The 5435-nt window shown below is 63.8% G+C and carries 5 protein-coding genes and 1 pseudogene; 4 read left to right on the forward strand and 2 right to left on the reverse strand.

Translation table 11 applies throughout. From position 1 onward, the window contains the following. From DXC18_RS10500 to DXC18_RS10225, 4 genes and pseudogenes are all read left to right on the forward strand, one after another. Positions 1-490: pseudogene (locus tag DXC18_RS10500) on the forward strand (lantibiotic ABC transporter permease); the annotation flags it as partial. Positions 491-506: 16 nt separating this feature from the next. After that, positions 507-731, forward strand: a complete 225-nt coding sequence (locus DXC18_RS10215; protein ID WP_147330273.1) for a hypothetical protein — start codon at positions 507-509, stop codon at positions 729-731. A 45-nt stretch (positions 732-776) separates the two neighbouring features. Then, the gene (locus DXC18_RS10220) at positions 777-1439 is read left to right on the forward strand and encodes a response regulator transcription factor (protein WP_117717073.1); all 663 of its coding nucleotides are present in this window, start codon (positions 777-779) and stop codon (positions 1437-1439) included. A gap of 26 nt (positions 1440-1465) precedes the next feature. Beyond that, on the forward strand, positions 1466-2863 hold the full coding sequence (locus DXC18_RS10225) for a sensor histidine kinase KdpD (RefSeq protein ID WP_117717074.1): 1398 nt from the start codon (positions 1466-1468) through the stop codon (positions 2861-2863). Between the two features lie 12 nt (positions 2864-2875). Here the strand turns inward: DXC18_RS10225 and DXC18_RS10230 are convergent, their stop codons facing one another. Both DXC18_RS10230 and DXC18_RS10235 read right to left on the reverse strand, forming a co-directional pair. Next, positions 2876-3070, reverse strand: coding sequence for a ribbon-helix-helix domain-containing protein (locus tag DXC18_RS10230; RefSeq protein WP_117717075.1), 195 nt, complete (start codon positions 3068-3070; stop codon positions 2876-2878). 551 nt (positions 3071-3621) lie between these two features. Next, positions 3622-4281, reverse strand: a complete 660-nt coding sequence (locus DXC18_RS10235) for a DUF1648 domain-containing protein (protein WP_117717076.1) — start codon at positions 4279-4281, stop codon at positions 3622-3624. Positions 4282-5435 lie beyond the last annotated feature (1154 nt).

The following is a 5435-nucleotide window of genomic DNA, read 5'->3' on the forward strand; positions in this document are numbered from 1 at the left end:
GCTGCTCGCCCTTGCGGCGCTCGGCGCGGGCGCGCTGGCCGTGGCGCTCAGCGTGTTCGGGGGCGCGCTCGCCGTCGCCGGACGCCTGCCGCTCGGGCCCGCTCCGCTTGCGGCAGCCTGGGCGGGCATCGTGCTGGGCAGCTTGCCCCTCTACGCGCTGGGGCTCGGCGTGGCCCTGCGCCTCGGCCGCAACGCCGCCATCGGCGGCGGCGCGGCGGGGACGCTCCTCGCGTTCTTCTCGGTGGGCGGACTTGCACACGGCCTCATGACCGGCGAGCTCACCGGTGCCCTGGCGACGCCCCTGGGCTGGGTGCCGCTCGCCTGGCCCGCGCGCCTGGGGTCGCTCGGGGTGGAGGCCTTCATCGACGCCGCACGCGCGGCGGGCCCTCTCCTCACGACTGCGCTCGCTGGCCTCGCGCTCACCCTGGCAGCCGCCGCCGTCCTTCTCGCCTGGTTCTGCCGCTTCGAGGACGGGAGGGCAGATGCGTAGGAAGGCGCTCGCCGCCATGCTCGTCCTCCTCTCCGCAGCGCTCGTCCTGGGCGGGAATGCCCTGCTCGACGCTGCGGACGACAGGGGCAATGTCCGAGAGCTCCAGCTCATCTTCTTCGGGCGGGAGTCGGACGGCGAGGGCTGGCTCGAGATCGAGGCGCGCGGCGGCTCGGGCGTGCGCTACCACGCGTGCGACGCGGCCGAGGCGCCCGCGGCTGCGCGCAGGGCTCTGGACCGCTGAGTGCGGCGCTAGTACAATTCCGACGAGAGTTTCAGGAGGTCGAACATGGCGAGGATACTGGCAGTGGATGATGAACGGGCGATCCTCGACGCGCTCGCGCGCGTCCTCGGCCGCGACGGCCATGAGGTCGTCAGGGCGGCCGACCCGACGACAGTCCCGGGGATGGACCTCTCGCGCTTCGACCTCGTGCTCTGCGACGTCATGATGCCGGGGCTCGACGGCTTCGAGCTCGTGCGGCAGATCCGCCCGGACTTCGACGGGCCCATCGTCTTCCTGACCGCGCGCGTGGCCGAGGAGGACGCCGTGGCCGCCTACGGCCTGGGCGCCGACGACTACGTCCGCAAGCCCTTCGGGGCCGCGGAACTGCGCGCCAAGGTCGCGGCCCATCTACGCCGTGAGCGCCGGCCGCGCTCGCACGCCCTCTCCTTCGGGGAGGTGCGGATCGACCTCGGGGCGCGCGACCTCGCCGTGGGCGGCGAGACCGTGCCGCTCACTCCCACCGAGTACGCCATCTGCGAGTACCTCGCGCGCCACCCCGGGCAGGTCATGAGCCGCGCGCAGATACGCGAGGCGGTGCTCGGCTGGGAGAGCGACGCCGACGACGCGGCCATATCCATGCAGGTCAGCCGCGCCCGGAGGAAACTCTCCGAGGCCGGCGCCGATCCGATCGCGACCGTCTGGGGGATGGGGTACAAGTGGCAGCTCTGAGGACCGGGGCGCGAGGTCGCGGGGGCATGCCGCTCTCCTTCGTCATCGCGCGCTACTTCGCCTACGCGTTCGCGGCGGTCGCCACGGCGTGGCTCGCCTCGTTCATGGCGCTCTCCGCGGCGATCAATGTGGGCTTCGTCTACGAGGCAAGCTGGGGGCCGGCCAATGCACGCGAGGTCGCGGAGGGCCTGGCACGCGACGGCGTCTGCGGGCAGCAGGACGTGCCGACGGCGTACCGCTACCTCATCCTGAACAAGGACGGATACGTGCTGATGACAGACCTCGAGGGCACGCGGCTCGAGGACGCGACGGAAATGGCCCGTACGGCACTCGCCGCTGATCCGGGCACAGTGGAGATCGAGGGCGGGGGCTCGGGCCTCACCTACGCCGCGTTCCCGCTCAAGGACGGCGGGGCATGCGCACTTGTCAGCGAGTACCTGCCGCAGTGGGTCTCGCGCGATCTCGCCGGCCTGCTTCCCAACCCGCAGAGCCTCATGCTCGTCGGCGCCACGGCGGGAAGCGCGCTCGCGCTCGCGCTCGTGGCGCGCCGCGCGAGCCGCGTGATCTCGCGCAAGATGGCGCCGCTCGCGGAGGCGGCGGGGCGCGTCGGCGCGGGGGAGCTCGACTTCGCGGTCGGCAGCACCAACGTGCGCGAGGTGAACGACGTCCTCGCCGCGATGGACGCCATGCGGGCCTCCCTCGCCGAGTCGCTCGAGGCCCGCTGGGCCGCGGAGCGGGGGCAACGCGAGCAGATGGCGTCGCTCGCCCACGACCTCAAGACGCCGCTCACCGTGCTGCGCGCCAACGCCGACTTCGTGGCGGAGGAGCTGGAAGACGAGAATGACAGCGACCTCGCGGCTGCCGCGCGCGACATAGCCGGCAGTGTCGAAAGGCTCGACGGCTACGTGCGCCTGCTCATCGAGGCCTCGCGCGGGTCCGGCGGGGCGGAGAGGGCCCCCATGCGGCCGGCCGAGCTCTGCGAGCAAGTCCTCGCCGAGGCCGCCCAGATCGCCCGGGCGCGAGGCGTGACGCTCGACGCGGCCACGGGCCCCGCTGTCGCGGGCGCGCCCGAGGCCCCGCTCGACCGAACCGCCCTGGCGCGAGCCGCCGTGAACCTCGTGGCCAACGCCGCCGAGCACGCGCGCTCGCGCGTGGCCGTCTCCTGCGACGTCGCGGACGGGCACCTCGTTATCGAGGTTGCCGACGACGGACCGGGCTTTTCTCCCGCCGCCCTCGAACGCGGCTGCGAGCGCCTCTTCACGGACGACTCCTCCCGCTCCTCGCGTGACGGAGGCCGCCACTACGGGCTCGGCCTCCACGTCGCCTCCGAGGCCGCGAGCGCCCACGGGGGCTCCGTCTCGCTCGCCAACAGTCCCTCGGGCGGCGCGGTGGCCACCATCGCGGTCCCCCTGTGCGGGGCCTGACGAATCAGGCCCTCACACTGGCATACCTCGCAACCAAACGCTTCCCGGATAATTCATGAGGCCGTACTCGTATTCGAGCCTGCCTATCTCTGCGGCAAGCGCCTCCGTCATGTAGAAGGTTTTCGTGCGGCCCGTCGACTTCGCCAGGCGGTCGTACCTGTTCGCGAGGTCCTCGGGGGTTCTCAGGGCTGCGGTGGCGGTTGCCATGATGCACCTCCCGGTTAGATGTAATACGTGTATTACTTTCTATCACATCACCCGAACCCCGCACCGGCGTACGGTCGTATCTGCTATTTTACCTTACATTTTGTCAACCGGCCCATGCTCGGCTTGTTCAGCCAGATTAAATCAACTGTTAAATCAATCCAGGCCTGTAGGGGGCGGTGGAAATCTTTCGAGGACTGGGGGCGCCGTCCCTGGGTCGGCTCCTCGATGGCCGCGGCTGAATTCCCCTGCCATCGGCTGCGTGGGTTCCGGCACGGGGCTCTGGCGCTGCTCGAACTGGGCGCAAGACTCGGCTGTTGGTCGTACCGGACGGCATACGTTTTGAGACCGGCAAGCTGATGCCGGCTCGAGGACAGCGGCCCGGTGCACCGGGCCGATCGATAGCGGTCTCAGGTTCACAGCGCAGCTTCTCAGGGCTCGCATATATAGGAAGACTTGATTGGCAATCGATTTTAATGAAGTCGGCAGCGCATGTCAGAGTTTTCAACAAATTTAACATGCCACCCTTTATATCCGCACGCGCGTAATTCAACTCATAAGGACCGGCTATCCCTTACCAGTGACACAATCTCAAACGCACAGAACAGAATCATCAGTCCAATCATCGCATAAGAGGCAGCCGAACCTTCAAGCACTATTCCACAAAGAACAATCTCCGCGCCGCCAATAAGAACTGTTATCAGGCGCTCTGCCTTTTTGCTCTCGCCGCTCGCATAAAAAGGCGGCAAAGCGCACAAGATCACATATAGCCCGGGAAGGGAATACAGGATCGATAGTCCAAGCCCCCCATCAACCGCAGTGCTTTGCGTAAGAATCAACTGAACCCAAACGGCAATTATCACTGAGCAGGTTGTCGATAAAAGAAGATTAGAAATATAGCACGCAACAAAGTCCCGTCGCATTCGAACAGAGAAATCCGCGAACTCTCTTCGCCGCGTGGAAACAATAAGGTACACAGAAATTGCAATAGAACCAATCAGGGAAAACAGCGGAACAACCAGCAATTCAAGCTTATTACCCCATCGATCAACCACACCCCCACTCCAATGAGCGGGAATTGTATCAGGGAGGACTGACCAAGCCGCCCATAGAATCAGAAATGGAAGAATAGAGAGGATGAAAGATGATAACACTGCAGTAATTTTTTTGAGGCTCTCATCGATTCCGCATCTCCTTGCGCGCCCACATTCCACTCCGCCTTAAATCAAGTATACGTTTTGAGACCGGCAAGCTGATGCCGGCTCGAGGGCAGCGGCCCGGTGCACCGGGCCGATCGATAGCAGTCTCAGGTTCACAGCGCAGTTTCTCAGGGCTCGCATATATAGGAAGACTTGATCGGCAATCGATTTTAATGAAGTCGACAGCGCATGTCAGAGCTTTCAGCAAACCGCAGGTAAATTCGTATACCAAAAATTGGTACACGGATTTACCTGCGATGTTCATGCTTGGTCAAAAGCCTATCAAGCGATATATCCATTATTTTAATGCGCGCGCCTGAGCTTTTGACTGAAGTGGCAGTCCGACCGCCGGCAGGCGGCCACGCTATATCCAAAGGCCACGCCTACTCCCCGTGCCCGGCTACGTCGACGACCCAGTGCTGCCCGTCGAGTTCCTGCCGCAGAGCTACATCAGGGACGTCTTATTGGGGGACGACCACATGGAACCCCGGGAGATCAAGCTGTACGGCTGATCCATCCGTCAACAACATGTCAAAGCCCCAAAACCCAACAGGATCGCGAACGAGGGGATGAATTGACCGCCCGGGTATTTGCGCCAGGGCGGTCAATTTTATCAACCATGGGTGCGATTCTGTGAGGCCATTTTTCTGGCATCCGCCGTTTGCTCCGGTCTCAACGCACCCATCGACCGTTCAGTAATCTTTGCGAACGCGACCACGTGCGCATTTGTCGAACAATCAAATGTCCGACAATGTCTGACGGAGCTGTCAGATATTCACGCACGAACAGGCGAGCTTCGCGAGCGATTGTAGGCAACTAGTAGCCCCAGCTGCGTCTTTGGCGCAGGTTCGACGTCTGACATCTTGAATGTCTAACGTTGAACGAAGCTGGTTGATAACAAGCAGGTGGAATAAACATGGAGCCCGACACCTCTCGCGCAATCGGCGCGCGGTAAGGGTCTGGCCCATCTCATATGTTGCCAACGCTAACGGTGAACCTGAGCGCCCGGGCACATTCTTTGTTGGCTGAAACCGGCATAGCAACTAGCGGAAGGCATCATCGAAGGAGTGTGCTGGAAAGCACCCGTCTCCTTAACTGTTAGAAATGCAGGTTAATAATCTATGTGGTCAATATAATACCGTTGAACCCGCGTATCGATACCGCTCAGC

Origin of the sequence: Collinsella sp. OM08-14AT, assembly GCF_003438115.1 — a bacterium.
Taxonomy (GTDB): domain Bacteria; phylum Actinomycetota; class Coriobacteriia; order Coriobacteriales; family Coriobacteriaceae; genus Collinsella.